This is a genomic window from Rhodopila sp., assembly GCF_965276935.1.
In the GTDB taxonomy this organism is placed as follows: domain Bacteria; phylum Pseudomonadota; class Alphaproteobacteria; order Acetobacterales; family Acetobacteraceae; genus Rhodopila.
The window spans coordinates 1442504-1467632 of the sequence record NZ_CBDIBS010000003.1; the positions used below are offsets into that span (position 1 = coordinate 1442504).

Below are 25129 nucleotides of genomic sequence, written 5' to 3' on the forward strand. Positions count from 1 at the left end.
TCATGGCAGCCTGGCGAGCCTTTCGCCCAGCAGCGCGAAGAACCCGTCGGCATCCAGCGTCTCCAGCACCGTGGCGTTGGGCGTGGCACCACTCCAGCGGTCGATCAGGGTGCGGCCACGGCTGGGGCCGGGACCGAGGTCGATCCGCACCGCGCAGTCGCGCGCGGTGAACAGCGCCGGCTGGATCAGCCAGGCGATGGCACAGGGGTCGTGCAGCGGCGTTCCCTGCCCCGCCAGACGCGGCGACGGTGTCAGGCTGGCCTGGATGTCACTGGCGGCGTGCAGGCAGCGTCCGTTGCCCAGGGCGCGCCAGGCGGTGATGCGGGCCGGCGTCACCAGCGCCTGCGCGGTCAGTTCCAGAGTCGCGAACACCACCGGCCGGCCGGTGGCGAGCAAGATCGCCAGCGCCTCCGGATCGCTCCAGGCGTTGAACTCGGCGGCGGGCGTGACGTTGCCCTCGGCCCAGGCGCCGCTCATGAGGACGATCCGCGCGACCTGGGTGATCAAGGCGGGTTCGGTGGCCAGGGCAAGGGCCAGGTTGGTGGCCGGGCCAATGCCGACCAGGGCGACGGGGTCAGGCGATTCGCGCAGGATGCGGCGGATCACGTCGGCCGCGAGGCCGGGTGCGGCCGGCTTGCCCGTCGGCAGGATCATGCCGCCCAGCCCGTCGGTGCCATGGATGTGCGGTGCACTGACGAACTGCCCCAGCAGCGGCCGGTCCGCACCGGCATGAACCGGCACGGCGGACCCAGCCAACGCCGTCAAGGTCAATGCGTTTGGCAGGGTCCGGTCTAGCCCTACATTGCCGCCGGCGACGGTGATCGCCAGGACGGACAATTCCGGCGAGGCGAGCGCGAGGAAGATCGCCAACGCGTCATCGGTGCCAGGATCGCAGTCGAGGATGATGGGTATGGGCATCGGGTGCTTCTACAATTGCCCTATCTGTCTGATATAGCGCGAATGAGATCGAACCGGGGAGTTCGTGATGGAAATCACCGTGCCCTATCAGGATCGGACGCTGGAGTCGCCATCGCTCGACCGGGTGCGCCGCCTGCGCCGTCATCTGGTCCGGTCACTGCGCGACCTTCGCGTGGCAAAGCATCCCGACCGGCTGATCCAGCCTTATACGGCCGAACCCGAGGGCGATGTCGCGGCCGTGCTCCGCGCTGGCTGCGCCGCGTGCCACGGACATTGCTGCCTGGGCGGTGGAGAGCACGCATATCTGGACGAACGTACCATGGCCCGCGTGCGGCGGGACCGGCCGGACCAGGACGCGCGTGGCTTGATCGCCGCCTATGTCCGCGATGTCGCCCCCATGTCCTATGCCGGGTCCTGCCTGTTCCACGGTGCGAACGGCTGCACCCTGGACCGTGCGCTGCGGGCGGATCTGTGCATCAGCTACCACTGTGACGGCCTGACATCGTTTCTGCGCCAGGCGCCCGCGCCCTCGGACGTCATCATCCACGCGGTTCGACCTGGCGCGGCATCGGTTCGCCCGGGTCGGAACAATGCCAAGGTTGCGCCGGGGCGGGAGGACGAAACCGATGGCTGATGTTCTGATCGCGGGCGCCGGTCTGGGTGGGCTGACCGCCGCGCTGGCGTTGATCCAGCACGGGCATCAGGTGCGGGTATTCGAGCAGGCGGCCGAACCGCGGGAGGTCGGGGCCGGCGTGCAACTCGGCGCCAACGGCACGCGCATCCTGATCGCGCTCGGCCTGGAGGCCGCCATGCAAAAGGTCGTCTGCGCCGCCACCGGCAAGGAGATCCGGCTGGGCACCACCGGGCAAAGCTGGCCGACGTTCGACCTGGGCGAGTTTTCGGTCGAGCGGTTCGGCGCACCCTACTGGATGGTGCATCGCAGCGACTTCCACCGCGTGCTGCTGGATGCGGTGCGCGCGGCTGATCCAGAGGCGGTGCGGGCCGGCCAGGGCTGCGTCGGCTTCGAGCAGTCCGCCCACAGCGTCACCCTGCATCTGGCCAGTGGCGATGATGTCTCCGGCGATGCGCTGATCGGCGCGGACGGCGTCCACTCCCGGCTGCGCCGGCAGATGTTCGGACAGGGCGCGGCGCATTTCACCGGCATCATGGCATGGCGCGGCCTGGTGCCGATGCAGCGCCTGCCGCCGCACCAGCGCCGGCTGGTCGGCGCCAACTGGATCGGCGTGGGTGGGCATGTCGTCACCTACCCGCTGCGGCGTGGCGAAATCCTGAACTTCGTCGGCGTGGTGGAACGCGACGACTGGCGCGTGGAGTCCTGGACAGAGCCTGGCAGCCATACGGAATGCCTGCACGACCTGAACAATTGGCATGAGGATGTAAAGAACATCATCCGGGCGATCGATACGCCGTATAAGTGGGCCTTGCTGGGACGGGATCCGCTGGATCATTACACGCAGGGCCGGGTCTGCCTGATGGGCGACGCGGCGCATCCCACGCTGCCCTTTCTGGCTCAGGGCGCCAACATGGCGCTGGAGGACGCGGTGGTCATCGCCCGTTGCCTGGACGCCCACGATGTGCCGGAGGCCTTGATGCGATATGAGAACGCCCGCCTGCAACGCACCGTGGCAATCGTGCGTGGGTCATCAGACAACACCAGACGTTTCCATAATCCTGCTCTGGGCAGTCCGCAGGGAGCCGCGGCTTATGTCGAGCGGGAATTCCAGCCGGACAAAGTGAAACAACGTTATGATTGGCTGTACGAATACGACGCGCTGACGACGCCATTGCCATGAAACTGGATCAACCTATGGGCGCGTCGCTCCGCAATCATGATGTGACTGGAGAGTCGTCGGGATTGAGGATGCGAAGCGGTAGAGCCTGTTATGGACCTGCGGCGGAGTAATCACCAAGTTTGCAGGCATGAGCACCGTCCGCAAGCCCTACCCGTCTGATGTAACTGATGAAGAATGGGTTTTGGTTGCGCCGTACCTGACCTTGCTGGCGGAGGATGCCGGACAACGGGCCCATCCGCTACGGGAAGTGTTCAACGGCCTGCGATACATCATCAAGACCGGCGCGCAATGGCGCTGGATGCCAAATGACCTGCCGCCCTGGGCAGCGGTCTACCAGCAGGCGCAGCGGTGGTTGGCAGCGGGCTGTTTCGAGGCGCTGGTTGACGATTTGCGGGCGGTGCTCCGCCACGCCTTGGGCCGCTCAGCAGAGCCAAGCGCCGTCATTCTCGACAGCCGTACCCTGCGGTCCTCGCCGGAAAGCGGGCAGCGTGCGGGCTATGACGGTGCCAAGCGCAAAAAGGGCTCGAAGCTGCATCTGGCGGTCGATACGCTGGGCAGTCTGCTGGCACTGCACGTCACTGCGGCTGATGTCGACGAGCGGGTTGAGGTCGGCCGACTGACCCGGACGGTGCAGGCCGTGAGTGACAACAACGTCGAGGTTGCGTTCGCCGATCAGGGCTACAATGGTCCCAACGCCGCCGCGGCCGCCGAAGCCAACGGTATCGAACTGGTTGTGGTCAAGTTGCCGGAAGCCAAAAAGGGTTTTGTCTTGCTACCGCGTCGCTGGGTGGTCGAGCGGTCGTTCGCTTGGATGACCCGCTTTCGGCGCCTGGTCAGGGATTATGAACGATATGCCAGTACTCTGGCAGGATTTCACCTCATTGCATTTGTATGCCTCATGCTCAAACGCGTCGCTTCACTGGCGGTAGGTTCATAACAGCCTCTAGGGCTTTGCTCGTGCGAGGTTCGGTCGCGAAACAGTCCATCCGGATCATGAACTTTGGCGATACGTTCCACGTTCGTCCGACAATCCCGGCGGCCACCCTGTCAGATGTTGTCGTGAATATACATGTAGGAGCTGCCGCCCGAAGTACCGTAGCTGACTGATAGCCTGCCGTCGCTCAAGGCATTGCCGGCGAAGCCGACCAATGTCAACGATGCGGTCGGTTGGCCTGAAGCCGAGGCGTGAAGTGTCAGACCTGTGTAACCGGCCGCGCCCTGTCCATTCACCCAGGCAAGACCGGCGTCACTTGGCGTGATGCCCCAGACCGTTGCGGCGTCGCCTGCGATAAAGTGATTGACCGTGCTCCAGACATCCGCCTTGGCCGAGCGATCATCGACGAAGAACGTGTCGGACCCGGTGCCGCCGGTGAGGAAGTTCGAGCCAACGCCGCCATCGAGCACATTGGTTCCGCCGGTGGCGGCGATCGCATCATTACCGCTACCGCTGTGAATGAACCAGTTGGGAGTGGTGGCGGTTATATTTAGACTATCACTGGTGATATTGATGTACTGCTGCTGCAATCCGCTGACCGGACCCGCATAGGCCTGGGCGAGCGCCGAGACGGGAAGTCCTGTCGTGGTATCAGCGACATTTAGGCCGGTGGTGCCCGGTAAAAGTCTGCTCGCATCTACATTGAAGCCTAGCACGTCCATCAAGGTCATATCAGTCGGAGAGATATTTTCGAGTTGGTTCATGCTCCCATAGCCAAATGCGTCATCCTGGACGCTGGAGGCCCAGTCTCCTGGGTCTCCGGACAAGGATGGGTCAAATGGCAGAAGATTTGTTTGTCCGCCATCTATCGAGAAGTATGCCGGCTGATTGGGACTTGTGGCCAGTTCGCCAGGGGCGGTGTATCGAAACAGGTCCATCACCATATCCAGCGACTGCGGATTGGTCCCATCGCTGGCGAATCGTCCCAGAGCGTGGGTGATCTCGTGCTCGGCCGCGCCGATGAGGTCATAGGTGGCCGAAGTTGCTCGATTATCTGGATTAAACGAAAATGCAACAGTATTACTGAATCCGACGGCTCCAGCGATAGTCGCAGTCGCGGCCGGCAGCAGTCCCCAGGCCTGTTGCTGAGCAATGGACACAAAAAATCCCGCACCATCCGTCGGATCCGTTACCGGAAGATATTTCAAGATCAAAAAATCATTACTTGTCGTCGCGTATTTCGCCAGTTCCGACACAACCTGGGCATAGGTAAATGCCGTGCCGATCGGCGACGCACTTGCCAAGGCATCTGGGCCTATCGAAAATCCCGCGGTTTCGCCCCATCCCACGTTGATATTGACTGTTACGGCGTTAATGATCAATGCATCCAAGTAATTGGCCGCATCTTGAACCGCGGACTTGAAAGCCGACGGAGCACCAACTACGCTTGGATCATATATGAGGTTTGTTTGCACGATCTACTTCCGCTTGCCGATCCGCCACCAACTTGACTGACGTTGGTGTTCCTCGTTGCACTTTTCCGTCACGGGGCGGTGCCGCGTCAGGCATGCCCGAATAATCAATGTTCAAGCAATTAAACGAACCACAGTTGTGTCATCGTTGGTGACAGTAAATCTTTCGAGCTAAATATTTCGAACGTGCGAAAGCCTTCTTCACGATGTTGTTGTCGTCATGTAGAGTTATTGTCGTCAGGTAGAACGCAGGCATGCTGGCCGTTTGTTCGTGTTCTGTCAACGGATCTGCTTACGCAGGCATGCATTATCACTTGCGTTTGAGATCATATAGTAGTTACTCTACTGGGATTTCTAAGAATAACCTTAATTGCTACCTATTGGGGCAATCATACTTGCGGGGCACTCTTAAGCTGTAATTGTCGCCAGTGTGCTCACGTTGATCTACAGTCCCGAGCGCCACGGCCAACGCCGGACGCATTGCCGGCAATTGACCAAATGCGGCATTGTCACGCGTCCGCTATTGAAAAGCCGAACCGGATGACGGGCATGGCGCCGTCGGACGAGCCGCGGACGTTCGGCGCCTGGGCGGGTGCTCATGCTGGCTGAGGTATCCCTGAGCACAGGCGAGGCGGGCCAGGAAGAGGAATGAAAAGACAGCGACCCAATCCCCGCAAGGCGCTGAAGTATCGCAAGACGATAGCGCCGTCACTCCAGGCGTTAGCGTCCTCCGTCCACCTGCAAGATTTGTCCATTGACGAAGCCGGCCAGATCCGAGGCAAAGAACACGACCGCATTGGCGATATCCCGCGCGAAACCCAGCCGCCGCAACGCGATCCGCTCCACCAGCGCCTCTTGGCCTTCGGGCCCGTAGCTTTCCCACTGCTTCTCCGTCGCCGCGTTGGTCCGGATGAAACCAGGAGCCACGGAGTTCACCGTGATGTTGAACGGTCCCAACTCGTGCGCGAGTTGTCGCGTCAGCCCGACTACGGCATGCTTCGCGCTGCAGTAGGCCTGGATGCCGGTCAACGACGCCTGCAGCCCGGCACCGGAACTGATGTTGACGATCCTGCCCCCGCCTGCCCGCTTCATGCCCGGCACCGCCGCTCGGCTGAGGTTGAACGCAGCGTGCACGTTAATGTCGAAGATGACGTCCCAGTCCGTGTCGGAAACATCCTCCACTGGCACCGGCGCCTGCCCGGCGACACCGCCGGCATTGTTGACCAGGATGTCGATCGGCCGTTTCGCCGCGACCTCGATCTGGCGGACCCAGGCTGTCGCGGCGCTGCGGTCACGCAGATCCAGTGCCTGGGTAACCATCCGTCCGGTCGAGGCGGTCTCGGTCAGGCCGTCCGGCGTCAGGTCGGTGGCGAACACTTCGGCACCGAGGCCAGCAAAGGTGCGGGCAATTTCCCGCCCAAAGCCGTGCCCGGCCCCGCTGACCGCGACCACCTTGCCGTCAAAATCAATGTCCATGGCAATCTCCCGCCAGCCCGGGGCACCAAGCCCATGGCTCCTGATGCCGCTATCGCACCATGCTGACGCTGGCCCTATCCAGGCATGAAGGTCAACGCTGCAAGCTTGCGGGCGGGCCGCAGTTCGTGCGCCCGGCCATCAGGCAATCCTCGATCGCGGCTGAAGACCGGAGCTGCTGGACCAGGAACAATCCCACAACCAAAAGCACCAGTGTGATAGCAATCCCCAGAAGGCCCGCCGTCTGGCGGTCCGCCACCTTCTGGTCATCCTGCTCATCCAGCAAAGGGCGATGCGTGAACATTCAGCCCGCCTTCCCGTGTTTCAACCCATCGATCATAAAGGAACCGCGTGCGGTCACTGCAAGTCAAGCATGTATTGATGCGGAGGAAAGCGTCCTTGTCGCGACAAGCCATCCGGCACCTCAGCACCGACACCCGGTTCGGTTCGCTGATCCAGCGGGTCGGATCGCCGCGGCTGGATATTCAGCGCCAGCGCAGCCCGTACGAGGCGCTGATCCGCGCGATCGCGCATCAGCAACTGCACGGCCGGGCAGCCGAGGCGATCCTGCGCCGCTTCGCCGCGCTGTTCCCGGCCGGAGCGTTTCCCGCTCCTGATGCCGTGCTGGCGACGGGGGAACTGGCGCTGCGCGGCTGCGGCTTTTCCGGCGCCAAGATCACCGCCATTCGTGACATCTGCGCCAAGGCGCTGGATGGTACGATCCCTAGCCGCCGCGAGTCGACCCGTCTGACTGACGAGGCCCTGATCGAGCGGCTGACCAGCATCCGTGGCGTCGGGCGCTGGACGGTGGAAATGCTGCTGATCTTCACCCTGGGACGGCCGGACGTGCTGCCGGTGGACGATTTCGGCGTGCGGGAGGGCTATCGGGTGCTGCACGGCCTGGAGGTCCAGCCGAAGCCCCGCGCGCTGGCCGAGATCGGGCTTGCCTGGGCGCCTTATCGGTCCCTCGCCACCTGGTACCTCTACCGTGCCGCGGACGAGGCACGCCTGGTATCGACAAGCCGAGCATGAGCTTGATGCGCAGTGGCGACTTGGGTGTGCGTTGGAGCGCCTCCGTGGTTTTGCTGATCGAGCGCATCCGCCAGCAACCTCATGTCCGCTGCCGTCAAACGACGCGGGCGCATTGGATGCGAATCGTGATGGATTGTCAGGTCATCATACCGGCTTCCAGGCCCGATCCACCTCCACATCGATCAGCGTCGGCGCCTCGGCCGCCAGTCCTTGCCGCAGCAAGTCGCCGAAGTCCGCCAGCGTGTGGGCCTTGTGCGCCGTCAGCCCCAGGCCGCGTGCCACCGAGAGGAAATCCACCCGCGGCCGGTCCAGGTCCATCGCGACATAGTTGTCGGTCTGCGCCGCATGTCCGCGCATCGCGTTGGTCCGCTGCTTGAGGATGCGGTATGAATAGTTGTTGATGATCACGAACACCATGGCCAGCTTCTCATGCGCCGCGGTCCACAGGCCCTGGATCGAGTACATCGCCGACCCGTCGCCGATCAGCGCCACCACCGGGCGGTGCGGCAGTGCCAGCTTGACGCCGATCGCCGCCGGCAGCCCCCAGCCGATGCCACCGCCGCGCAGACCGAAGAAGCTTTGCGCATCGTCACTTTTCAGAAACCGCCTTACGCCGACACCGGAAGACACGGTTTCATCGATCACCACCGCCTCGGCCGGCAGCAGCTTGCCGATCGTCTGCATCAGCGCCATCGGGTGGATCGGATTACGGCTCGCCACGGCGTCGGCCATGGCATGGAACCGCGCCAGGCTGTCCAGGCCGGCGGCTTTCACCCGCGCCAGCCGTTGCGCCGCCGCCGCTTGCTCCGACGCTGAACAGGCGCGCCGAACGGCATCCGTCAGCTCCGGCAGGGTAACCGTGGGTTCGCCCAGGATGGACACCTTCTCTGGATAATTCTTTCCCAGTTCCCAAGGGTTGGTATCGAGATGGACCACGGGAAAGCCTTCCGGCATCGACTCCACGTCGCCGGGCAGCGACAGCGTGAACAGGTCGGCGCCGATGGACACCAGCAGGTCGTGCTGCGACAGCAGGTCGCGGATCGGGGCCGGCAGCCGAGCGATCGGGCCGCGATACAGCGGGTGCGACGACGGGAACATCGCGCGGCTGGCCATGCCTTCGTCATAGACCGGCGCGCCGAGCGCCTCGGCCAGCGCGACCAGTTCGGCCAGGGCGTTGCCTTGCGCCACCGCATCACCGGCGATGATCAGCGGCCGTTCCGCTCGGGCGATAATCGCTGCCGCATCGGCGATCGCGGTAGCGTCACCCCGGATGGCACCAGCGACACGGCTGGGCCGGCCAAGATCCAGGTCAGCACTGTCAGTCAGGATATCGCCCGGCAGCGAGAGGAATACCGGCCCCATCGGCGGCGCCAGCGCGGTCTTCACCGCGCGGTGGATGGCGCGCGGCAGATCGGCCAGCCGCCGCACCTCCTCCGACCATTTTACCAACGGACGCGCCAGCGCCGGCAGATCGGCCCACAGCAGCGGCTCGGTGAAGTTGAACCGCTGCTCGTGCTGACCGGCGGTCACCAGAATCGGCGAGCCGGCCTTCTGCGCGTCGTACAGCATGCCCATCGCGTTCCCGAGGCCCGGGGCGGCGTGCAGGTTGACCGCGACGATGTTGCCGGACGCCTGGGCATAGCCGTCGGCCATCGACATCGCCGGCGCCTCCTGCAACGCCAGGACGTAGCGCAGGTCCTGTTCAGCCGCGAAAGCATCCATCAGCGGCAGTTCCGTGGTGCCGGGGTTGCCGAACATCACCCGCACGCCCTCCTGCTTCAATAATTCCAGCAGTGCGGTCTTTCCTGGCATCGTGGGCATAAGTAGTTTTCCTCCTCGGCGGCAGACAGTGCTATCTGGCTACAAGGCGTGGCGCCGCCGATCAAGCGGACGCCCGGGATGGAAGGGATTATTCATGTCGAGACTGACGCGTCGGGTGCTGATCAGTAGCGCGGCCGCGGCTCCGCTGGCTCGGCCTGGCATTATCCGAGCACAGAGCACATCCAAGCCGGTGAGGATCGGGCTGGTGTCCGACATGAGCGGGCCGTACCGGGATGTCGGTGGCCCCGGCAACAAGGTGGCCGTCGAACTGGCGGTGCATGATTTTGGCGGCTCCGTGCTGGGCCGGCCGATCGAGGTGCTGCAGGCGGACTGCCAGGACAAGCCCGACGTCGCCGCGACGCTGGCGCGCGAATGGGTGGACAACCAGGGTGTCGACGTCCTGGCGGACGGCGCGGCGACGTCGTCCGGCCTGGCGGTCCTGCAGATCGCGCGGGAGAAGAAGCGGATCTACCTGGTCACCGGCCCCGCCAGTTCCGACTTCACCGGCAAGCAGTGCTCGCCCTACAGTATCCATTTCTCTTATGATACTTATGCGCTGGCGCATGGCACCGGCAGCGCGCTGACCAAGGCCGGCGGCGATAGCTGGTTCTTCATTACCGCCGATTATGCCTTCGGCTACGCGCTGGAGCGTGACACGACGAACGCCGTCAAGGCGGCCGGCGGCAAGATCCTCGGCAACGTCCGCGCCCCGCTCGGGACCGCCGATTATTCATCGTACCTGGTGCAGGCACAGTCCTCGGGCGCCAAGGTCATTGGCCTGGCAAACGCCGGCACCGACACGCAGAACTGCGTCAAGCAGGCGGCGGAGTTCGGCCTGACGAAAAGCGGCATCCGGCTGGCCACGCTGCTGATGCAGATCAGCGACGTGAACGCGCTGGGCCAGCGCGTCTGCGAGGGACTGACCTACACCGACAGCTTCTACTGGGACATGAGCGACAGCACCCGCGCCTGGTCCAAGCGCTGGAGCGCCCAGATGGGCGGCATGGTGCCCGGACTGCTGCACGCCGGCAACTACTGCGCGACCAACCACTGGCTGAAGGCGGTGAAGGCGGCTGGCACGACGGACGCAGACACGGTCGTCGCCAAGATGAAGGAACTGCCGGTCAATGATTTCTACAATACCAATGTAAAGGTGCGGGAAGACGGAAGGGTGATGCACGTGATGTATCTGTGGCAGGTCAAGCCGGTAGCAGAGGCGAAGTCGAAGTACGATTTCTGCAAGCTGCTGGCGACCATTCCGCCGGCTGATGCCTGGCGGCCGTTGGCCGACGGTGGTTGTCCATTGGTGAAGGCGTAGGCGCTGAAACATCTTCCGGTGGCGCCGCTTCAGGAACACGGCGCCTTCCGGCCCTACGGTCTTATTCCAGCCATTACGGCGCGAACGCTTCTTCCTCCGCCTCGATCTTCGCCGGATCGAGATCCATGCCAAGACCTGCAATGCTCGGCACATGGATCTCCCCACGCTCCGGTTTGACCGGGTGCGCGAGGAAATGCTGGTGAATGTCGTTCCACTTGACGAGGTATTCCTGGTACGGCGTGTGGATCGGCGACTGCGTCACCGAGAAGTGGATGCCAGCCGGCGTCGAATGCCCGTGCGGGATGGTGATAAGATCATGCACCGTCGCATAGGCCGCGATCTTCAGCGTCTCCGACAGGCCGCCGCACCAGTAGATGTCGGGTTGCAGAATATCGAGTGCCCGCGCGTCGATAAACCGCTTGAAGCCCCAGCGCGTGTACTCATGTTCGGCGCCTGAAAGCGGAATACTGATCTTGTCCTTGATCCGCCGGTAGCTGTCGATGCGATCGGGCATGCAACATTCTTCCAGCCATCGCGGCCGGTACTCCGCGATGCGGGAGGCGAGGTCGATGACGTAGCTTGGCTCCATCGACTGCCAGCAGTCCAGCATGATGTCGTCATCCTCGCCCAGCGTCTCGCGCAGCGTGCGGACGAGTTCGACGTTCTTGCGCATGCCCTCCGGCCCACTCATTGGGCCATGACGGAAAAACCACTTCTGCGCGACATAGCCTTGTTCCGAGAACACCAGCGCGCGCTCGCGCACCCGCCCGGCATCCTGTGTGGCAAAGCCAAGCATGCTGGCGTAGGTTGGGATCGAGGGTCGCGTCGGGCCGCCCAGCAGCTTGTAGACGGGCTGGCCGAGCCAGCGGCCCTTGAGGTCCCACAATGCGCAGTCGATGGCGCTGATCGCGAGCATCGCGTCGCCCTGGCGGCCATGCACCATCAGGCGGTGCATCTGGTCCCACAGCATCTCGTGCGCGATCGGGTCGCGACCCATCAGCATCGGGCGCAGCCGGCGGCCGACGAAGAAGGCGACGGTGTCCGGCACGGGGCCGGCAATGCCGATGACGCCCTCATTCGTCTCGATCTGCACGAAATAGGTCTCGATTGCGAAGCCGCGCTCGGTTTGCTGGCCACCCTCGAAATCCTGGCGTGCCCGATACTCCGGGTAGATATCGATCGGCCGGACGAGGCGCTCTTCCCAGAACGAACCTGATGTCGGCATGGTCCCGCGCAGCTTGCGCAGGCGGACGGCGGTGATTTTCATGGCTTGGACGCTTTCGGCTGCGGTAGATGGCAACAGCCTAGCGCACGGGCAGCGTTTCGTCTTGCTTCCGGGCGACCCTGTTCAGCGATATGCGCGTGAAGACGTTCATCACGTCATGTTCGCGGAACGCGTTGCGTACTGCCGGCGGACGCGGTGGACGTTTGCTTGCCACCGCATTGTTGGGGCCGATGCCAGCCAGGGACATCAGGACGGCGGCAAGCGGCTGCGCCTCCGGAACCAAATAATAGAGCAGTTTCCGATCACGTTGCACCAATTTGTCATGGTCGGGCTTGTCTCGGCCATCCGCCCCCAGCCGTTGGTGCGAAGATGGCCGGGACAAGCCCGGCCATGACGGGTTCAAAACGGAGCGACCTGATCGGAACTGCTCTAGCCGGTCATGCAGCTTCCTTCCGCGATCGTGAACGAGACCCTTCTATCGCGTGCAATACGAAGTGTAGCGCTTCTTGTAATGACCGGCGCCCTTCCGGCAACAGTTGTGCCATAAGCTGCCAGGCATGCGGCACACCTGGCCAAACCCGCAGCGTGACATCGACCCCAGCCGCCTGGGCCCGTGCCGCGAAGCGAACCGAATCATCCCGCAGCACCTCATCGCCGCCGACGTGCAGCAGTATTGGGGGCAGCCCGGTCAGATCCGCATAGAGCGGCGAGGCGAATGGATCTCGCGGATCCAGTTCGGGCGGCAGATACACCTCGGCCAGCCGCGCCACGGAAGCGCCGAAGAACAGCGCATCGCGTCGGTCATTCTCGATGATCGAGATCCCGGTGGCAGCCAAATCCGTTACCGCCGAAAAGGCCACGCCAACCGCCGGCATTGGCCGCCCGGTATCGCGCAGCCGCAACAGTGTGGCGAGCGCCAGATTACCGCCAGCCGAATCACCGGCGATGGCCGCGACGGGCTGGCCGGTTTCGGTGGCAATCCAGTCGCAGCAGGTGATCGCATCGTCGAGTGCGGCGGGAAACCGGTGCTCAGGGGCGAGCCTGTAGTCCGGCACGAACAGCCGCAGCCCTCCGGATCGTGCGAAGGCAATTGTCACAGCCCGATGGGTGGCGGGTGAGCAGGCAAAAAAGCCGCCGCCGTGGAGATAGAGCATGATTGGTGCATCGCGCGCGGCTCGGTCCGAGGCGACCCATTCGCCGGGTACTGGCCCATGAACGGTCTTGATCTGGATATCGCGCGGAATGCGCCCTCGGTATGGCTGGCCAAGCTGAATGCGAATGGCGGCGAGATCGACCGGATCCTTGATCGGCTTCTTGATGCGCCATCGCAGGAAGCGAACCAGAAGATAGGTTTGAATACTTGGCATACGTCCTATGTGACGCGAGCCGTCGCGGCGACAACCCTTGTTGATCGGATCTCGTACCGGAAGATCGGAGACATCATCAAACGATATCCTGCGAATCGTCCAGCCAGAGCGTCGGAATGCACGCCTCTGGCGGGATTTACCCGATCGGCGATTCCAGGCCTTACGCCGCCCGCCAGATCTCCCCGTCCCGCACCGCCTTGCCCTCGGCTTCCATCTTCAGCAGATGCGCCAGCACATTCCGCTCCGCCGCGCGGCGCAGGCGTGGGTTCAACTGTGAATACATTGTGTCCATAATCGTGTAGGTATCGGCCGGTCCATTGGCCAGCTTCTCCGCGATTGCCGCCTCGCGGATCATGCGGTGGGTCAGCATCGCCCGCACCAGCGCGCGAGGCTCATGCAGCGGCGGACCATGGCCGGGGAGATACACGTCGTCGTCTCGGGCAAGCAACAGGTTCATGCTGTTGAAGTAATCGTGCATGTTGCCGCCGGGCGGGCTGACAATGCTGGTGGACCACGACATCACGTGGTCGGCGCTGAACAGCGCCTTCTCGCCATCCGCCGGCAAGGCAAAGCAGAGATGGTCCGAGGCGTGGCCGGGCGTGTGCAGCGCCTGCATTCCGGCGAACACAGCGCCGTGATCCAGCTTGATGTCGGGCTCGAACGTCTCGGTCCCGCTGATCCGGAAGCCCACCGTTGGCGCGCCGCAGGCGGACTGCAAGGCAGGCACCGCGCCGACATGGTCGTGATGCGTGTGGCTGACCAGGATAAAGGCGATCCGGCCGCCGGTGTGGCGCATGATCGCCTCGATATGCTCGGGATGGTCCGCCGGCCCGGGGTCCAGCACGACCAGGCCGTCCGCGGTCTCGATCAGATAGGTGTTGGTGCCGAGGTAGGTCATCGGCCCCGGATTGTCGGCGACGATCCGGCTGATGCCGGGCAGCACCGGCAGGGCCGCACCGCGCTGCGGCTCCGGTTCGGTCAGGAAGGGCATATGGGACTGGCTCCGTCTTTACGTCGTGCATGCCGCAAATCAGCCGGGCTGGCAACGTTGTTGCTTTGCATGGCAGGATGCCGCCCAACCAATGAACGGGAGGATCGAAACAGCAGCCCCGGGCAACGATCAGTGCCCCTCGGCCTCGCCTACTGATCCACGACCGACCCGTCCTGGTGCGGGCGCATGCGGATTGGCCGGTTACGCGGCGGGAAACGACGCTCGATGTCGGGCACCAGCTCCAGGCCGATACCGGGTGTGTCGGGAATCGTGATGAAGCCGCCCTGCTGCTCCGCAAGCCCGGTCGCCAGTCCCGCACCAAGCAGCTCAGCCGATCCATCAAGGTCGGGTGTGCGCGACGGGTACTCCTGGATCGCGAAGTTGGGGATGCAAACGGCAATCTGCAGGCACGCCGCAGTGCTGATCGGCGACAGCGGATTGTGCGGCACGACCTGCGCGTCGTGCGCCTCGGCCAGAGCAGCGATCTTTTTCGCCCCGGTAATGCCGCCGCACAGGCACACGTCGGGCCGCAGATACTCGACCGCGTGACGCGTCAGCAGCGTCTGGAACTGGTACAGGCTGGTGAAGCGCTCGCCGGTCGCGACGGGGATCGGGATATGGTCGGCAACCCAGGCCATCGCATCGAAGCTGTTGGGCCGCAGCGGGTCCTCGAAGAACATCGGCATATACTGTTCAATGCCGCGCCCGAGCGCGATCGCCTCGGGCGGCGTTAGGCGACGGTGGATTTCGATGCACAGATCGACCTCCGGCCCGACCGCGTCGCGCAACCGGCGCACGTTATCGATCGCCTGATGCATCTTCGCTGCGTGAGAGCGATAGTACGGCGCCTCCTCGTCCTCGTCCAGCAAAGGGTTGAGGTGGCCGAGGGCGGTGAACCCTTCGGCCTTCAGCCGCTTCGCCTCGGCGACCAGTGCCTCGATCGTGCGACCTTTCACGTGGCCATAGAGCCGCGCCTTGTGGCGCATCCGGCCGCCAAGAAGCTCGAACACCGGCACGCCGTGCAGCTTGCCCTTGATGTCCCACAGGGCGATGTCGATGGCGGAGACGGCGCCGGTGATCGCGCCGCCGGTGAAGTGATTGGCGCGCAGCATCACGTTCCAATGGTGCTCGATCGGGCGCGGGTCTCGCCCGACCAGATACTCCGCATATTTGCGGATCGCCGCGGCACTGGCTTCAAGCTGGCCCCACGCGCCGCTCTCGCCGATGCCCGTAATGCCCGCGTCGGTCTCGATGCGAACCAGGCAGAAGCGATCGACCATCAGCGGCTCAACCTTGGTGATCTTCATTCTTCGAACTCCTTTAGCCGTCAATCCGCCACACGCTCGAGCTTGCCGACGATGAAGATGTACGAGCCGGCGCCAAGCAGCGCGACGCAGGCGATGTAGACAAGCGGGGCGGTGAAGCTGCCGGCCTGCAGCAGGAAGCCAATCACGATCGGCCCGGTGATTGAGGCAAGCCCACCGGCGAAGTTGAACATCCCGCTGGTAAGGCCGATCAGCCGCTCGGGTGCCGTCGCGGACACCAGCGACCAGTGGATCGAGGCCAGACCATTGGCGAGGAACGCCAGCGCCAGGAACATGATGATCAGCGCCGGGCTGCTGACATAGTTGGCGCCGATGATCACCGACGACAGCCCGAGGCCGCAAATGATCATGGTCTTGCGCGCGATGCTCAGGCTGACGCCGCGGCGAACCAGCCAATCCGAGAGCATGCCCGAGCACAGCACGCCGACGACCGCGCAGAGGAATGGCAGCGAGGCGTAGATACCGGCCTTGATGAAGTCCAGATGCCGGTATTTCACCAGGTAAGTGGGAAACCAGGTGAGGAAAAACGCCGCCGTGTTGCCCCAGGCAAAGTGGCCCAGGTAGAGTCCCCAGAGCTTGCGACGTCCGAGCACGACGCCGAGGTCGCGCCAGGTGATGCCGCTCTGGCGCCGATGCGCCTCGATCCGCGTGCTGAGGTCGGGAATGCCGCCGGTGCTCTCGATCAGCGCGATCTCGGCCGCGTTCACGCCGGGAAATTCCGTCGGCTCATGATAGCTGCGATACCATATGACAGCCCAGATCAGGCCTACCGCTCCGGTTGCGAAGAAAATCACGGGCCAGCCGAACGTCACCGCGATCCAGGCCAGAACGGGGGTCAGAAAGGCGAGGCCGACGTATTCCGCGGCCGTGTAGACGGCGATGCAGGTCGCGCGTTCGCCTTCGCCAAACCAGGTGGTGGCAACCCGGTTGTTGATCAGGAAGCTCGGCACCTCCCAGACGCCCACCAGCATGCGCAGCACGATCAGGATGGTGAACCCGCTGGCGACGCCGATGCTCAGGGTCGCGGCTGACCAAAGCACCAGCGCGGCAGTGTAGAGCGTGCGGGGGCGGATGCGGTCGGTGAGCCACCCGCCGGGGATTTGCAGCGGCGTGTAGGTCCAGCCGAACGCCGAGAACAGCAGGCCCATCTGCACCGGGGAGAGCGCGAACTCACGGGCGATGCCAGGCGCCGCGATCGAGAGATTGCTGCGGTCGAGGTAGGTGATGACGACCGTGACGAACAGCAGCGCCATGACGACGAAGCGCCGCTTCGACGGGACCGCGAGAGCAGATGTCGCGCCCGGACGAACCAGCGGCGCCGGGGCATCGTTGGCCATGGCATTGCTCCCTTCCGCGCCGTTCAAGACGGCACAGACAGCTATCGTGGCGCGATCCCAGGTTTGCCGCAACGCCAGGACGTTCGGTTCATCCGCACCAAAATGCTACAACGCCACCTGCCGCCCAATCTCGAGGAACCTGTCGGCCGGCAGGTTGAACCGATCCGGCGCCTGAACGGCATTGCGATACATCGCGCCAAACACCATCCGCTGCCATCCGGCAAGCCGAGGGCGCGTCTCGTTGCGGACGACCTCGTCGTGGGCGGCGAAGTAGACCACGTCGTCCAGGTTCAGCGGGCATCCCTTCTCCTTCGCGCAGGCCAGCGCCGCCACCACGTCCGGCTTCTCGACAAAACCGAAATGCACCGTGATGTGCCAAAGCCGGTCCGCCAAGTGCCGAAACTCCGCCCGCTGGTCCGCCGACACGCGGGGATATTCTTCAAACTGCACCGTCAAGCTCACAACCGTTTCGTGCAACGCCCTGAACTGCTCGACGTGCCGCACCATCACCGGCGGAATGACCGCATCCGCTCGGCTGAGAAACACCGCGGTGCCCGGCACGCGGGGGATATTGCCCGATTGCAGCTTGGCCAGGAACCATTCCGGCGTCTGCTCCGTATGCGTCTGGCGGTCTCGCAGGGCGACGACACCACGTCGCCAGGTTGTCATGATGGTAAAGATCACGCAGCCCAGCAGCAGCGGAAGCCAGCCGCCCTCCCGTATCTTGAGCAGGTTGGCGCCGAAGAACGCCAGGTCGATCAGCAGGAAGCCGACGCTGATCGGTGCGGCGATCGCGATCGGCCAGCGCCACACGTCGCGCATGGCGTTGTACAGCAACGCCGTGGTCAGCAGCATGGTGGTTGAAACCGCCGTGCCATAGGCACCGGCCAAGGCATCCGAGCTGCCAAAGCCGAACGTCAGTGCAAGGGTGCAGAGCATCATCGTCCAGTTCACGATGGGCACGTAGATCTGGCCATATTCCTGGTCCGAGGTCTGCCGGATGTTCAGCCCCGGAAACCAGCCGAGCTGCATCGCCTGACGGGTCAGGGAGAACACGCCGGTGATGATCGCCTGGCTGGCGATGATGGTGCCGCACGTCGCCAGCACCACCAGCGGCACGACGCTCCACGCGGGTGCGAGCTTGAAGAACGGATTGCCGTCCAGGCCGGGATTTTCAATCAGCAGCGCTGTCTGCCCGGCGTAACACAGCAGCAACGCCGGCAGCACGAGGCCGTACCAGGACATCCGAATCGGGTTTCGTCCGATATGGCCCATGTCGGCATACAAAGCCTCACCGCCGGTCAAGGCCAGGAACACGCCGCCCAGCACGATGAAGCTCCGCAGACCATGCGTCATCAGAAAGCCAATCGCGTGGCGCGGATCGATTGCCAACAGCGCCTCTGGCCGGTGCAGCAGGCCCAACAGGCCGAGCACGGCGATGACCACGAACCACAGCAGCATGACCGGGCCGAAGATGCGGCCGATGCTGGCGGTGCCTTTGGACTGGGCGGCAAACAACGCGAACAGGATAACCATGGCCGCCGGCAGCACGTACGGCTTGAACGCGTCGGTGACGACGTTGATGCCTTCCACCGCACTCAGGACGGAGATCGCCGGCGTGATGATCCCGTCGCCATAGAGCAGCGCTCCGCCGAACAGGCCGGCGACGATCAGCGCTCCAACGCCGCGCCCGGCTCGACCCGCCTCACTTCCCGTGACCAGCGCCATCAGCGCCAGGATGCCGCCTTCCCCGTGGTTGTCGGCTCGCATCACGAACACGCAGTATTTGATCGAGACGGTAATGATCAGCGACCAGACCACCAGCGACAACAGGCCCAATGCATCCGCCGCCGACGGATGCCCGCCAACGGTGCCGACAATGGTCTGATAGGTGTAGAGCGGGCTTGTGCCCAGGTCGCCAAAGACAATACCGAGGGCGGCCAAGGCGCCGGCGGTCGTGATGGGACGATCGGCAGGCGAGGCCGCTCTGGTTGTGGCGCCCCTTGTCTCGGCGTGACTTGCGGTGCTGTCCATCGTCCTATCTCCGGCTGCCGGCAGGTGCGTATCCTGGTAGCAGCCGGTGCCGATGGCGCATAGCATTCCGATAGGGCGATGAAGCGTCGGGGACGCCGGTTCAGCCGATGCTGAGTGGTCACCGCCGCGTATGCAGCGCCTGCGCCAGCAGCAACGGATCCGAAATCGGCAGTCCGCAGACCGAGCGGCGGCACACATATGCAGCGGCACCGTCTGGTCCGGCCGGCTTGCCATGGGCCGGATGGTCGAGGGGCAATGTCCCAGGATCGGCCGTACGCAGGACGACGATCGCCGGATCGGCGGAAGACGACGCCGTTCGCATCAGCGCGATGGCATCCGCGGTATTGCCGGCGACCACGACGGTGGTGGCTTCCTCCAGCAGATCGGCCGCGGCCAGCAGCGTGGGCATGCCCGTCATCTGGTCCGGCTGCCCGGCGAAGGCGCGCAACACGCCCACTGCCCGCAGGCGAAAGTCGGGGTCGCCGGTCAGGTGGTAGAGGCGCGCCAGCACCTCGGCCATCATGCCGTTGCCAGACGGTGTGGCATTGTCCGCCGCGGTGCGCGGACGGGTCAGCGGCACGTCGGCGGCATCGGCGGCAGTGGCATAGAACCCGCCGGCCGCGTCGCCGAACGCGTCCCGCGCGGCATCGGCGAGGCGCACCGCAATCGTCAGGGGTGCGGGATCACCGGTCGCCTCATGCAAGGCCAGCGCGGCACGGGCCATGGCCGCCTGGTCCTCGATCAGACCCGGGGCGGTTACGCGGCCCAGCCGCCAGGCGTGCGCCACGCCGCCATGGCTGGCGGCCATCTGGGTCAGGATGAAATCAAACGCCTGCCGCGCGCGATCCAGCCACGCCGGCTGCTTGAACACCACCGAGGCGCGCGCGAGGGCGGCGATCGCCAGCCCGTTCCAGTCAGCCAGCACCTTGTCGTCCCAGCCAGGGCGGATGCGCTTGTCCCGCGTCTGGAACAGCACGTCCCGAGCGCGTGCCAGCGCGGCTTCCGCTTCGGCGGAGCCTGGCGGCGTCACCCGGCGCAGGATCGTGTGGCCTTCCCAGTTGCCACCAGGCGTGACGTCGTAGGCCTGCTTGAAGGCGGCGGAGGCAGCGCCGAGAAGCGCATCGACCTCGGCATCGGTCCAGACGTAGAAGCGGCCTTCCTCGCCTTCGCTGTCCGCGTCTTCCGAGGCGGCGAAGGCGGCGTTGCCGTCAACCCGCTGCGCGGTCATGTCGCGCAGCATCCAGCCGACGGTTTCCGTGGCGCGCTGCGCGTAAAGCGGGTTGGGCCGGTGCGCCTGGGCCAGCGCCAGCAGCTCCAGAAGCTGGGCATTGTCGTACAGCATCTTCTCGAAATGTGGCACCAGCCAGATGGCGTCGGTCGAGTAACGGGCATAGCCGCCGCCCAGATGGTCGTAGATGCCGCCTTGCGACATCCGCTCCAGCATCAGATGCAGCGCGTCTTGGGCCGCCCTGTCACCGCCGCGGAAGGCGTTCTGCCAGAGGAACCGGTAGATTGGCGGGTTAGGAAATTTCGGCGCGCCGCGCAGACCGCCCTGATCCGGATCGGTCATCCGCAGATACGCCTCGGCGACCTGGTCAAGCAGCGCCGGCCCAGGCGCATCGCCGGCCGAGACAGCGGCTTCGCTCGCAAGATGATCCGCCAGCGCCTGGGTGTTCTGCGTGACCGCCTCCGCCCCGGTGTTGAAGGCGTTGGCGACCCCTTGCAGCACCTGACGGAAAGATGGGCGCCCCCAGCGCGGCTCCGGCGGGAAATAGGTGCCCCCCCAAAATGGCGTGCCGTCCGGCGTGGTGAACATGGTCAGCGGCCAGCCGCCCGGTTCACCCAGCGCATGCAGGGCGGACATGTAGATGTGGTCGATGTCCGGGCGTTCCTCACGGTCGATCTTGATGTTGACGAACAAGCTGTTCATCAGCGCGGCGGTGTCCGGGTCCTCAAACGATTCATGCGCCATGACGTGGCACCAGTGGCAGGCGGCGTAGCCGATCGAGACCATGATGGGCTTGTTGGTCTGCTTCGCCTCGTCCAGAGCGGCGCGACCCCAGGGGCGCCAGTGCACCGGGTTGCCGGCGTGCTGCAGCAGATAGGGGGAGGTTTCCCGACCCAGCAGGTTTTCAGGTGCGGCCATGGACGGGGTTCCATGCGTGGTTGAGATGCAGACATGGGGATTGGCCTGGGGGATGCCAGTTGGATGCGCGCCGCGACTGCCCGCGCAATCGTCTCCCCCCGATATTCACCGGATCTTAATGTCTTGCCCATAGTATTGAGCAATGCTCTCCCGCCGCCGAGGACCGACCGCCTACGCCACCGGCCTCGCCGCCGAGGATACCGCCTGCGCCGCGCTGCGGACTGACGGTTGGACCATCCTCGGCCGCCGCCTGCGCACCGCGGCCGGCGAGGTGGACGCAGTGGCGGAGAAAGCCGGTCTGCTGGCGCTCATCGAGGTCAAGCACCGCAAGTCTCTCGCCGAAGCCGCCGCCGCCCTGACTGCACGACAGCGATCCAGGCTGCTGGGCGCCTGCGATATCATTCTGGCGAAGCATCCGGATTGGGGCACCAACGGTGTTCGCTTCGACGTGCTGCTGGTCGACCCGGCGGGACAGGTTCGACGGATCACCGACGCGTTTCGGCTGGGTGATCAGGGCTAGACGCCCGCGGAGAATAACCACTGCCGGTCAGGCACGTTGGCACAAGCCTGTCGTGACGGGCGCGGCGATGGCCGGCCGCCGCGACCATGACAGGGGCGCGTATCGGTCGCCTGCTGAGCGGTATTTTACCACCTGTGGCGCGCAGGGCCGGCTTGGCATGGGACGAGGTGAAGCGGTTAGCGCATCGCCGACGTGGTATCCAGCTCCGCTCCGGCGCCGACGCCCGTCAGATACATCGTCACATCGCCGACCCAGCGTGTCTGAAACGTCAGGCGCACCGGCACGGGCGGGCCGCCCGGAAGCACCGGCGCCAGCCAGGCTGACCCGTGCAGCGGCTTGCTGTCCCGCTCCCGGTTGTCATTCAGCAGGAACCCGGCCAGCATACGCCCGGTAAAATCACAGCGCAGCGCCCGACCGGCAAATGTGGATCGGCTGGTCTGTTCCAGCATCTCGTTCCCCACCGTCACCGCCTGGATCTCGGTTGCACGACGACCGTCGTATGTGTGGACCACGGTCTCGCAGCGACCCGTGGTCTCGACATTGCGGACCAGTCCGATCAGGGCACTGACCGTGTCGATCGTGTTGGCGCGCAGCGCATCCGGCACGACCTCCCGCTCATGCGAATTTGGCGGCACAAGCTGGCGCACGATCGGCATGCCCTTGTCGTAGTCGATCACCGCGACCCGGTCTTGTCCTCGCCACACGCCATGCCCGAAAAACCGGTTGGGAACCGGCTGCGTGCCGTTCCATGAGCCGCTGACGGTGTCGAACTGGTGGCCTCGGAAGAAAAATCCGACGACGCCATTGGTATGATACGCCAGGTTTAGCTGATATGAGAATGGGCCTAGCCCAAACCCGGCATCCATCTCCGCCACGTTCAGGCCGGCCGCATAGGTTTCGTAGCTAAGGTGCAGGGACATCGGCCGCGTCTGTCCAGACGCGACGCCGGGCATTGCCAGCATCCCAATCAACCACACGCAGCGCAGATTCATGCACCAAGCTTATGGCTTGGCGCGGCTAAGGCAAGAGCCGGTGGTATCAGCAAAACCCAATTGGCGGAGCAGCCCGATACTACGCCTCAACCGCCTGCACCGCCTCCTCCAGCTCCTGAAAGCTTGGCATGTGCTCGTTCGGCACCATCTTGCGGCCGGATTCCACGCTGACCTGCGGCGCATTGCCGTGCAAATGTGTCACCAGCACCGCGCGGATGACTTCCAGGTAGGTCGACTCCTCCTCGACCACGCCTTTCAACCTCGTGGCACAGGGACCCACCATCCCGTAGGCCAGCAGCACGCCGAGGAATGTTCCGACCAGCGCACCACCGATCATCGCGCCGAGAACGGCGGGGGGCTGATCGATGTGCGACATCGTCTTGATCACGCCCAGCACCGCCGCCACGATCCCCAGCGCCGGCAGTGCGTCCGCCATACTCTGCAACGCGTGCGAGGGGTGCATCTCCTCATTGAACGTCTTCTTCAGCTCCCGCGCCATCACGTCCTCGATCTGGTTCGGGTCATCGGCGTTCATCCCGACCATGCGCAGGTAGTCGCAGATAATCGTGCTGGCGTGGTGGTTTGCCAGGATCTTTGGAAACTTCTGGAATGCCGTGCTTTCGGCCGGCTTCTCGATATGCGGCTCCAGCGCCATTGTCCCCTTGGTGCTTGCCAGCCGCACCAGGAAGAACAGCAGGCTCAGCAGTTCGACATAATCGGGCTTCTTGAACTTGGCACCTTTCATGATCTTGCCGAACCCGTGCAGCGTGTGTTTCACCCCGGTCATGCTGTTCGACATCAGGAAGGTGCCGAGGGCGGCGCCGCCGATGGTCCACATCTCGAACGGGACCGCCTCGATCAGCGGTCCCATGCTGCCGCCCGAAGTCAGGTAGCTGCCGAACACGCAGATGAACAGGAAGACCAGCCCGCCAATGGTCAGCACGGTGGATGCTCAGTGCCACGCCGGCGCAGGCTGGCCTGGGCCATGCGCCGGCGCGGGCCGGCTGGGGCCATACGCCGGCGCGGGCCTGGCGGCATCCGGCAATGGTGCCTCGCGCAACACAAGGATCGCGATCCGCCGATTCGCCGCCGCCATCGGATCCGCCGGCAGCAGTGGTTCGCGGTCGGCATGCCCGCTGACAGACTGGATGCGTGCTTCGGGGAAGCCGCCATCGGTCAGTAGCCGCCGCGTCGCATTCGCCCGCTCCGCCGACAGCTCCCAGTTGGTACGATCCGGACCGGGAAACGGCTGGGCATCAGTGTGTCCAGCGATCGAGATCGGATGATTGAGCTTCATCAGCACCGGCACGACTTTCTGTATCAGCAGCCGAGCACGCTCGTTCGGAGAGGACGAGCCGGTGGGGAACATCGGCAGCTTCACCTCATCCATGATTTGAATGCGCAAGCCGGCCGGCGTCATGTCGACCGCAAGCTGTTTGGCCAGTTCCGCCAGCGCGGGGTCGGCGCGAACCGCTGCCTTGATCTGTTCCGCCGCCTGCTCGAAAGCGGCTTTTTCCTGGCGGGCCTGCGCCTGCGCCTGGTCCTTCGCGTCATCCGCCGCGGCGTCACGATTCAGCTTGGTATAACCCTGGCTGCGCGTATCGGCCGGGCCGCCCGGCCCGGGGGGGCGTCGCGTGCCCGCCTCACCCATGGTTTTCTCGTCCGTCTCGTCATCGGCGGCCTGATCCTGTGTCATCGGGCCCTGTCCGACACCTTCGCCGGCGCGGGCGCGATGATATTCGGTGGAGACCGGGTCATCGCCGTCCGCGACATTCTCCAGCACCGGACGCTTGCCGACGGTGACCTGCACGGACCCACGATCCGAGACCAGCGCGCCCTGGTCGAAAGCGGTGTGGCCGCCGAACGGCTCACCGGTGCCGGACGAAGCGTGCGACAACAGATTGTTGGGGCTGAAATAATCAGCCAGACCCTTGCGCTGGTCTTCGGTCGTGGCGTTCAGCAGCCACATCAGCAGGAAGAACGCCATCATGGCGGTGACGAAATCGGCGTAGGCGACTTTCCAGGCGCCGCCGTGGTGGCCACTGGCTTCGATCGTGTACTTTTTGATAATGACTCCGCGCTTGGAGCCCTTCTTGTCGCCTTTGACCGCCATGATGCCTCCGGATCGAAGGCAATTTGAATGGCAAACGTTAAGAGTTCGCTAATTCGACACAGCGAATTCACACTCGGATGACCCGCCAGGCCGGCAGCACGCGGCGGCAGTCACCCTTGCATCGTCCTGCCGCCGCATCGCCGCCGTTTCCAGGTTGTTCGGCATCTCCAGGATAAAATAGTCAATAATGAACCTGCCCACGCCCAGGCCATCGGTCTTCGGGTTGATGCCGATCACCTGTTTATCCGCAACAAGGCAAAGCCGATATTGACCTGGTCGATATGGCAGATCAGGTAG

General features: G+C 64.4%; 23 protein-coding genes. 6 read left to right on the forward strand and 17 right to left on the reverse strand.

The annotated features are described in order from the left end of the window. Positions 1-918: a nucleoside hydrolase gene (locus ACQY4S_RS14480; protein ID WP_428485894.1), complete on the reverse strand. Its 918-nt coding sequence runs from the start codon at positions 916-918 to the stop codon at positions 1-3. Positions 919-985: 67 nt separating this feature from the next. On the opposite strand from ACQY4S_RS14480, the gene ACQY4S_RS14485 reads away from it, so the two are divergent. The 3 genes from ACQY4S_RS14485 to ACQY4S_RS14495 all read left to right on the forward strand — a co-directional run bounded on the left by ACQY4S_RS14485 (position 986) and on the right by ACQY4S_RS14495 (position 3669). After that, the gene (locus ACQY4S_RS14485; protein WP_428485895.1) at positions 986-1552 is read left to right on the forward strand and encodes a hypothetical protein; all 567 of its coding nucleotides are present in this window, start codon (positions 986-988) and stop codon (positions 1550-1552) included. After that, positions 1545-2732: an FAD-dependent monooxygenase gene (locus tag ACQY4S_RS14490; protein WP_428485896.1), complete on the forward strand. Its 1188-nt coding sequence runs from the start codon at positions 1545-1547 to the stop codon at positions 2730-2732. The genes ACQY4S_RS14485 and ACQY4S_RS14490 overlap by 8 nt, the downstream gene beginning before the upstream one ends. Positions 2733-2859: 127 nt before the next feature. After that, positions 2860-3669, forward strand: coding sequence for an IS5 family transposase (locus tag ACQY4S_RS14495; protein ID WP_428483489.1), 810 nt, complete (start codon positions 2860-2862; stop codon positions 3667-3669). 110 nt (positions 3670-3779) lie between these two features. Here the strand turns inward: ACQY4S_RS14495 and ACQY4S_RS14500 are convergent, their stop codons facing one another. From ACQY4S_RS14500 to ACQY4S_RS14510, 3 genes are all read right to left on the reverse strand, one after another. Further along, a complete protein-coding gene (locus ACQY4S_RS14500) occupies positions 3780-5141 on the reverse strand; it encodes an NF038122 family metalloprotease (RefSeq protein ID WP_428485897.1) in 1362 nt (453 codons plus the stop codon). A 717-nt stretch (positions 5142-5858) separates the two neighbouring features. Then, the gene (locus tag ACQY4S_RS14505; protein ID WP_428485898.1) at positions 5859-6614 is read right to left on the reverse strand and encodes an SDR family NAD(P)-dependent oxidoreductase; all 756 of its coding nucleotides are present in this window, start codon (positions 6612-6614) and stop codon (positions 5859-5861) included. A gap of 91 nt (positions 6615-6705) precedes the next feature. Continuing rightward, positions 6706-6915: a hypothetical protein gene (locus ACQY4S_RS14510; RefSeq protein ID WP_428485899.1), complete on the reverse strand. Its 210-nt coding sequence runs from the start codon at positions 6913-6915 to the stop codon at positions 6706-6708. A 95-nt stretch (positions 6916-7010) separates the two neighbouring features. Here ACQY4S_RS14510 and ACQY4S_RS14515 point away from each other — a divergent pair, with 95 nt between their 5' ends. Then, complete coding sequence (locus ACQY4S_RS14515; RefSeq protein WP_428485900.1) at positions 7011-7643, forward strand: DNA-3-methyladenine glycosylase family protein; 633 nt, start codon at positions 7011-7013, stop codon at positions 7641-7643. Positions 7644-7787: 144 nt separating this feature from the next. Here ACQY4S_RS14515 and ACQY4S_RS14520 read toward each other — a convergent pair whose 3' ends face one another. Continuing rightward, positions 7788-9464, reverse strand: a complete 1677-nt coding sequence (locus ACQY4S_RS14520; protein ID WP_428485901.1) for a thiamine pyrophosphate-binding protein — start codon at positions 9462-9464, stop codon at positions 7788-7790. Between the two features lie 94 nt (positions 9465-9558). Here ACQY4S_RS14520 and ACQY4S_RS14525 point away from each other — a divergent pair, with 94 nt between their 5' ends. Further along, positions 9559-10782 carry an ABC transporter substrate-binding protein gene (locus ACQY4S_RS14525; protein WP_428485902.1) on the forward strand — a complete coding sequence of 408 codons (1224 nt, stop codon included), beginning with the start codon at positions 9559-9561 and terminating at the stop codon, positions 10780-10782. 73 nt (positions 10783-10855) lie between these two features. Here the strand turns inward: ACQY4S_RS14525 and ACQY4S_RS14530 are convergent, their stop codons facing one another. The 8 genes from ACQY4S_RS14530 to ACQY4S_RS14565 all read right to left on the reverse strand — a co-directional run bounded on the left by ACQY4S_RS14530 (position 10856) and on the right by ACQY4S_RS14565 (position 21207). Continuing rightward, positions 10856-12049, reverse strand: a complete 1194-nt coding sequence (locus ACQY4S_RS14530; RefSeq protein WP_428485903.1) for an enolase C-terminal domain-like protein — start codon at positions 12047-12049, stop codon at positions 10856-10858. 37 nt (positions 12050-12086) lie between these two features. After that, on the reverse strand, positions 12087-12320 hold the full coding sequence (locus ACQY4S_RS14535) for a hypothetical protein (protein WP_428485904.1): 234 nt from the start codon (positions 12318-12320) through the stop codon (positions 12087-12089). 124 nt (positions 12321-12444) lie between these two features. After that, positions 12445-13374, reverse strand: a complete 930-nt coding sequence (locus ACQY4S_RS14540) for an alpha/beta hydrolase (RefSeq protein WP_428485905.1) — start codon at positions 13372-13374, stop codon at positions 12445-12447. Between the two features lie 160 nt (positions 13375-13534). Continuing rightward, positions 13535-14365 carry an MBL fold metallo-hydrolase gene (locus tag ACQY4S_RS14545; protein ID WP_428485906.1) on the reverse strand — a complete coding sequence of 277 codons (831 nt, stop codon included), beginning with the start codon at positions 14363-14365 and terminating at the stop codon, positions 13535-13537. Positions 14366-14514: 149 nt separating this feature from the next. After that, positions 14515-15672 carry a galactonate dehydratase gene (gene dgoD, locus ACQY4S_RS14550; RefSeq protein ID WP_428485907.1) on the reverse strand — a complete coding sequence of 386 codons (1158 nt, stop codon included), beginning with the start codon at positions 15670-15672 and terminating at the stop codon, positions 14515-14517. 20 nt (positions 15673-15692) lie between these two features. Next, positions 15693-17027, reverse strand: coding sequence for an MFS transporter (locus tag ACQY4S_RS14555; protein ID WP_428485908.1), 1335 nt, complete (start codon positions 17025-17027; stop codon positions 15693-15695). 105 nt (positions 17028-17132) lie between these two features. Next, positions 17133-19061: a potassium transporter Kup gene (locus ACQY4S_RS14560; protein ID WP_428485910.1), complete on the reverse strand. Its 1929-nt coding sequence runs from the start codon at positions 19059-19061 to the stop codon at positions 17133-17135. A 118-nt stretch (positions 19062-19179) separates the two neighbouring features. Continuing rightward, the gene (locus tag ACQY4S_RS14565) at positions 19180-21207 is read right to left on the reverse strand and encodes a thioredoxin domain-containing protein (protein ID WP_428485911.1); all 2028 of its coding nucleotides are present in this window, start codon (positions 21205-21207) and stop codon (positions 19180-19182) included. Between the two features lie 142 nt (positions 21208-21349). On the opposite strand from ACQY4S_RS14565, the gene ACQY4S_RS14570 reads away from it, so the two are divergent. Beyond that, on the forward strand, positions 21350-21727 hold the full coding sequence (locus ACQY4S_RS14570) for a YraN family protein (protein WP_428485912.1): 378 nt from the start codon (positions 21350-21352) through the stop codon (positions 21725-21727). 176 nt (positions 21728-21903) lie between these two features. Here ACQY4S_RS14570 and ACQY4S_RS14575 read toward each other — a convergent pair whose 3' ends face one another. The 4 genes from ACQY4S_RS14575 to ACQY4S_RS14590 form a co-directional block, all read right to left on the reverse strand. Beyond that, the gene (locus tag ACQY4S_RS14575) at positions 21904-22719 is read right to left on the reverse strand and encodes a DUF3108 domain-containing protein (protein WP_428485914.1); all 816 of its coding nucleotides are present in this window, start codon (positions 22717-22719) and stop codon (positions 21904-21906) included. Positions 22720-22798: 79 nt separating this feature from the next. Then, positions 22799-23662: a flagellar motor stator protein MotA gene (gene motA / locus ACQY4S_RS14580; protein WP_428485915.1), complete on the reverse strand. Its 864-nt coding sequence runs from the start codon at positions 23660-23662 to the stop codon at positions 22799-22801. 9 nt (positions 23663-23671) lie between these two features. After that, entirely contained in the window at positions 23672-24832 is a 1161-nt protein-coding gene (locus tag ACQY4S_RS14585; RefSeq protein WP_428485916.1) for a flagellar motor protein MotB, read from the reverse strand. Between the two features lie 48 nt (positions 24833-24880). Next, a complete protein-coding gene (locus ACQY4S_RS14590) occupies positions 24881-25069 on the reverse strand; it encodes a hypothetical protein (protein WP_428485917.1) in 189 nt (62 codons plus the stop codon). Between the last annotated feature and the right edge of the window lie 60 nt (positions 25070-25129).

Coding starts and splice junctions, on each gene's coding strand:
- ACQY4S_RS14485 (WP_428485895.1), top strand. CDS start 986: ATGGAAATCACCGTGCCCTATCAGGATCGGACGCTGGAGTCGCCATCG.
- ACQY4S_RS14495 (WP_428483489.1), top strand. CDS start 2,860: ATGAGCACCGTCCGCAAGCCCTACCCGTCTGATGTAACTGATGAAGAA.
- ACQY4S_RS14570 (WP_428485912.1), top strand. CDS start 21,350: ATGCTCTCCCGCCGCCGAGGACCGACCGCCTACGCCACCGGCCTCGCC.
- ACQY4S_RS14585 (WP_428485916.1), bottom strand. CDS start 24,832: ATGGCGGTCAAAGGCGACAAGAAGGGCTCCAAGCGCGGAGTCATTATC.
- ACQY4S_RS14560 (WP_428485910.1), bottom strand. CDS start 19,061: ATGGACAGCACCGCAAGTCACGCCGAGACAAGGGGCGCCACAACCAGA.
- ACQY4S_RS14490 (WP_428485896.1), top strand. CDS start 1,545: ATGGCTGATGTTCTGATCGCGGGCGCCGGTCTGGGTGGGCTGACCGCC.
- ACQY4S_RS14525 (WP_428485902.1), top strand. CDS start 9,559: ATGTCGAGACTGACGCGTCGGGTGCTGATCAGTAGCGCGGCCGCGGCT.
- dgoD (WP_428485907.1), bottom strand. CDS start 15,672: ATGAAGATCACCAAGGTTGAGCCGCTGATGGTCGATCGCTTCTGCCTG.
- ACQY4S_RS14575 (WP_428485914.1), bottom strand. CDS start 22,719: ATGAATCTGCGCTGCGTGTGGTTGATTGGGATGCTGGCAATGCCCGGC.
- ACQY4S_RS14555 (WP_428485908.1), bottom strand. CDS start 17,027: ATGGCCAACGATGCCCCGGCGCCGCTGGTTCGTCCGGGCGCGACATCT.
- ACQY4S_RS14540 (WP_428485905.1), bottom strand. CDS start 13,374: ATGCCAAGTATTCAAACCTATCTTCTGGTTCGCTTCCTGCGATGGCGC.
- ACQY4S_RS14530 (WP_428485903.1), bottom strand. CDS start 12,049: ATGAAAATCACCGCCGTCCGCCTGCGCAAGCTGCGCGGGACCATGCCG.
- ACQY4S_RS14520 (WP_428485901.1), bottom strand. CDS start 9,464: ATGCCCACGATGCCAGGAAAGACCGCACTGCTGGAATTATTGAAGCAG.
- ACQY4S_RS14545 (WP_428485906.1), bottom strand. CDS start 14,365: ATGCCCTTCCTGACCGAACCGGAGCCGCAGCGCGGTGCGGCCCTGCCG.
- ACQY4S_RS14505 (WP_428485898.1), bottom strand. CDS start 6,614: ATGGACATTGATTTTGACGGCAAGGTGGTCGCGGTCAGCGGGGCCGGG.
- ACQY4S_RS14565 (WP_428485911.1), bottom strand. CDS start 21,207: ATGGCCGCACCTGAAAACCTGCTGGGTCGGGAAACCTCCCCCTATCTG.
- ACQY4S_RS14510 (WP_428485899.1), bottom strand. CDS start 6,915: ATGTTCACGCATCGCCCTTTGCTGGATGAGCAGGATGACCAGAAGGTG.
- ACQY4S_RS14480 (WP_428485894.1), bottom strand. CDS start 918: ATGCCCATACCCATCATCCTCGACTGCGATCCTGGCACCGATGACGCG.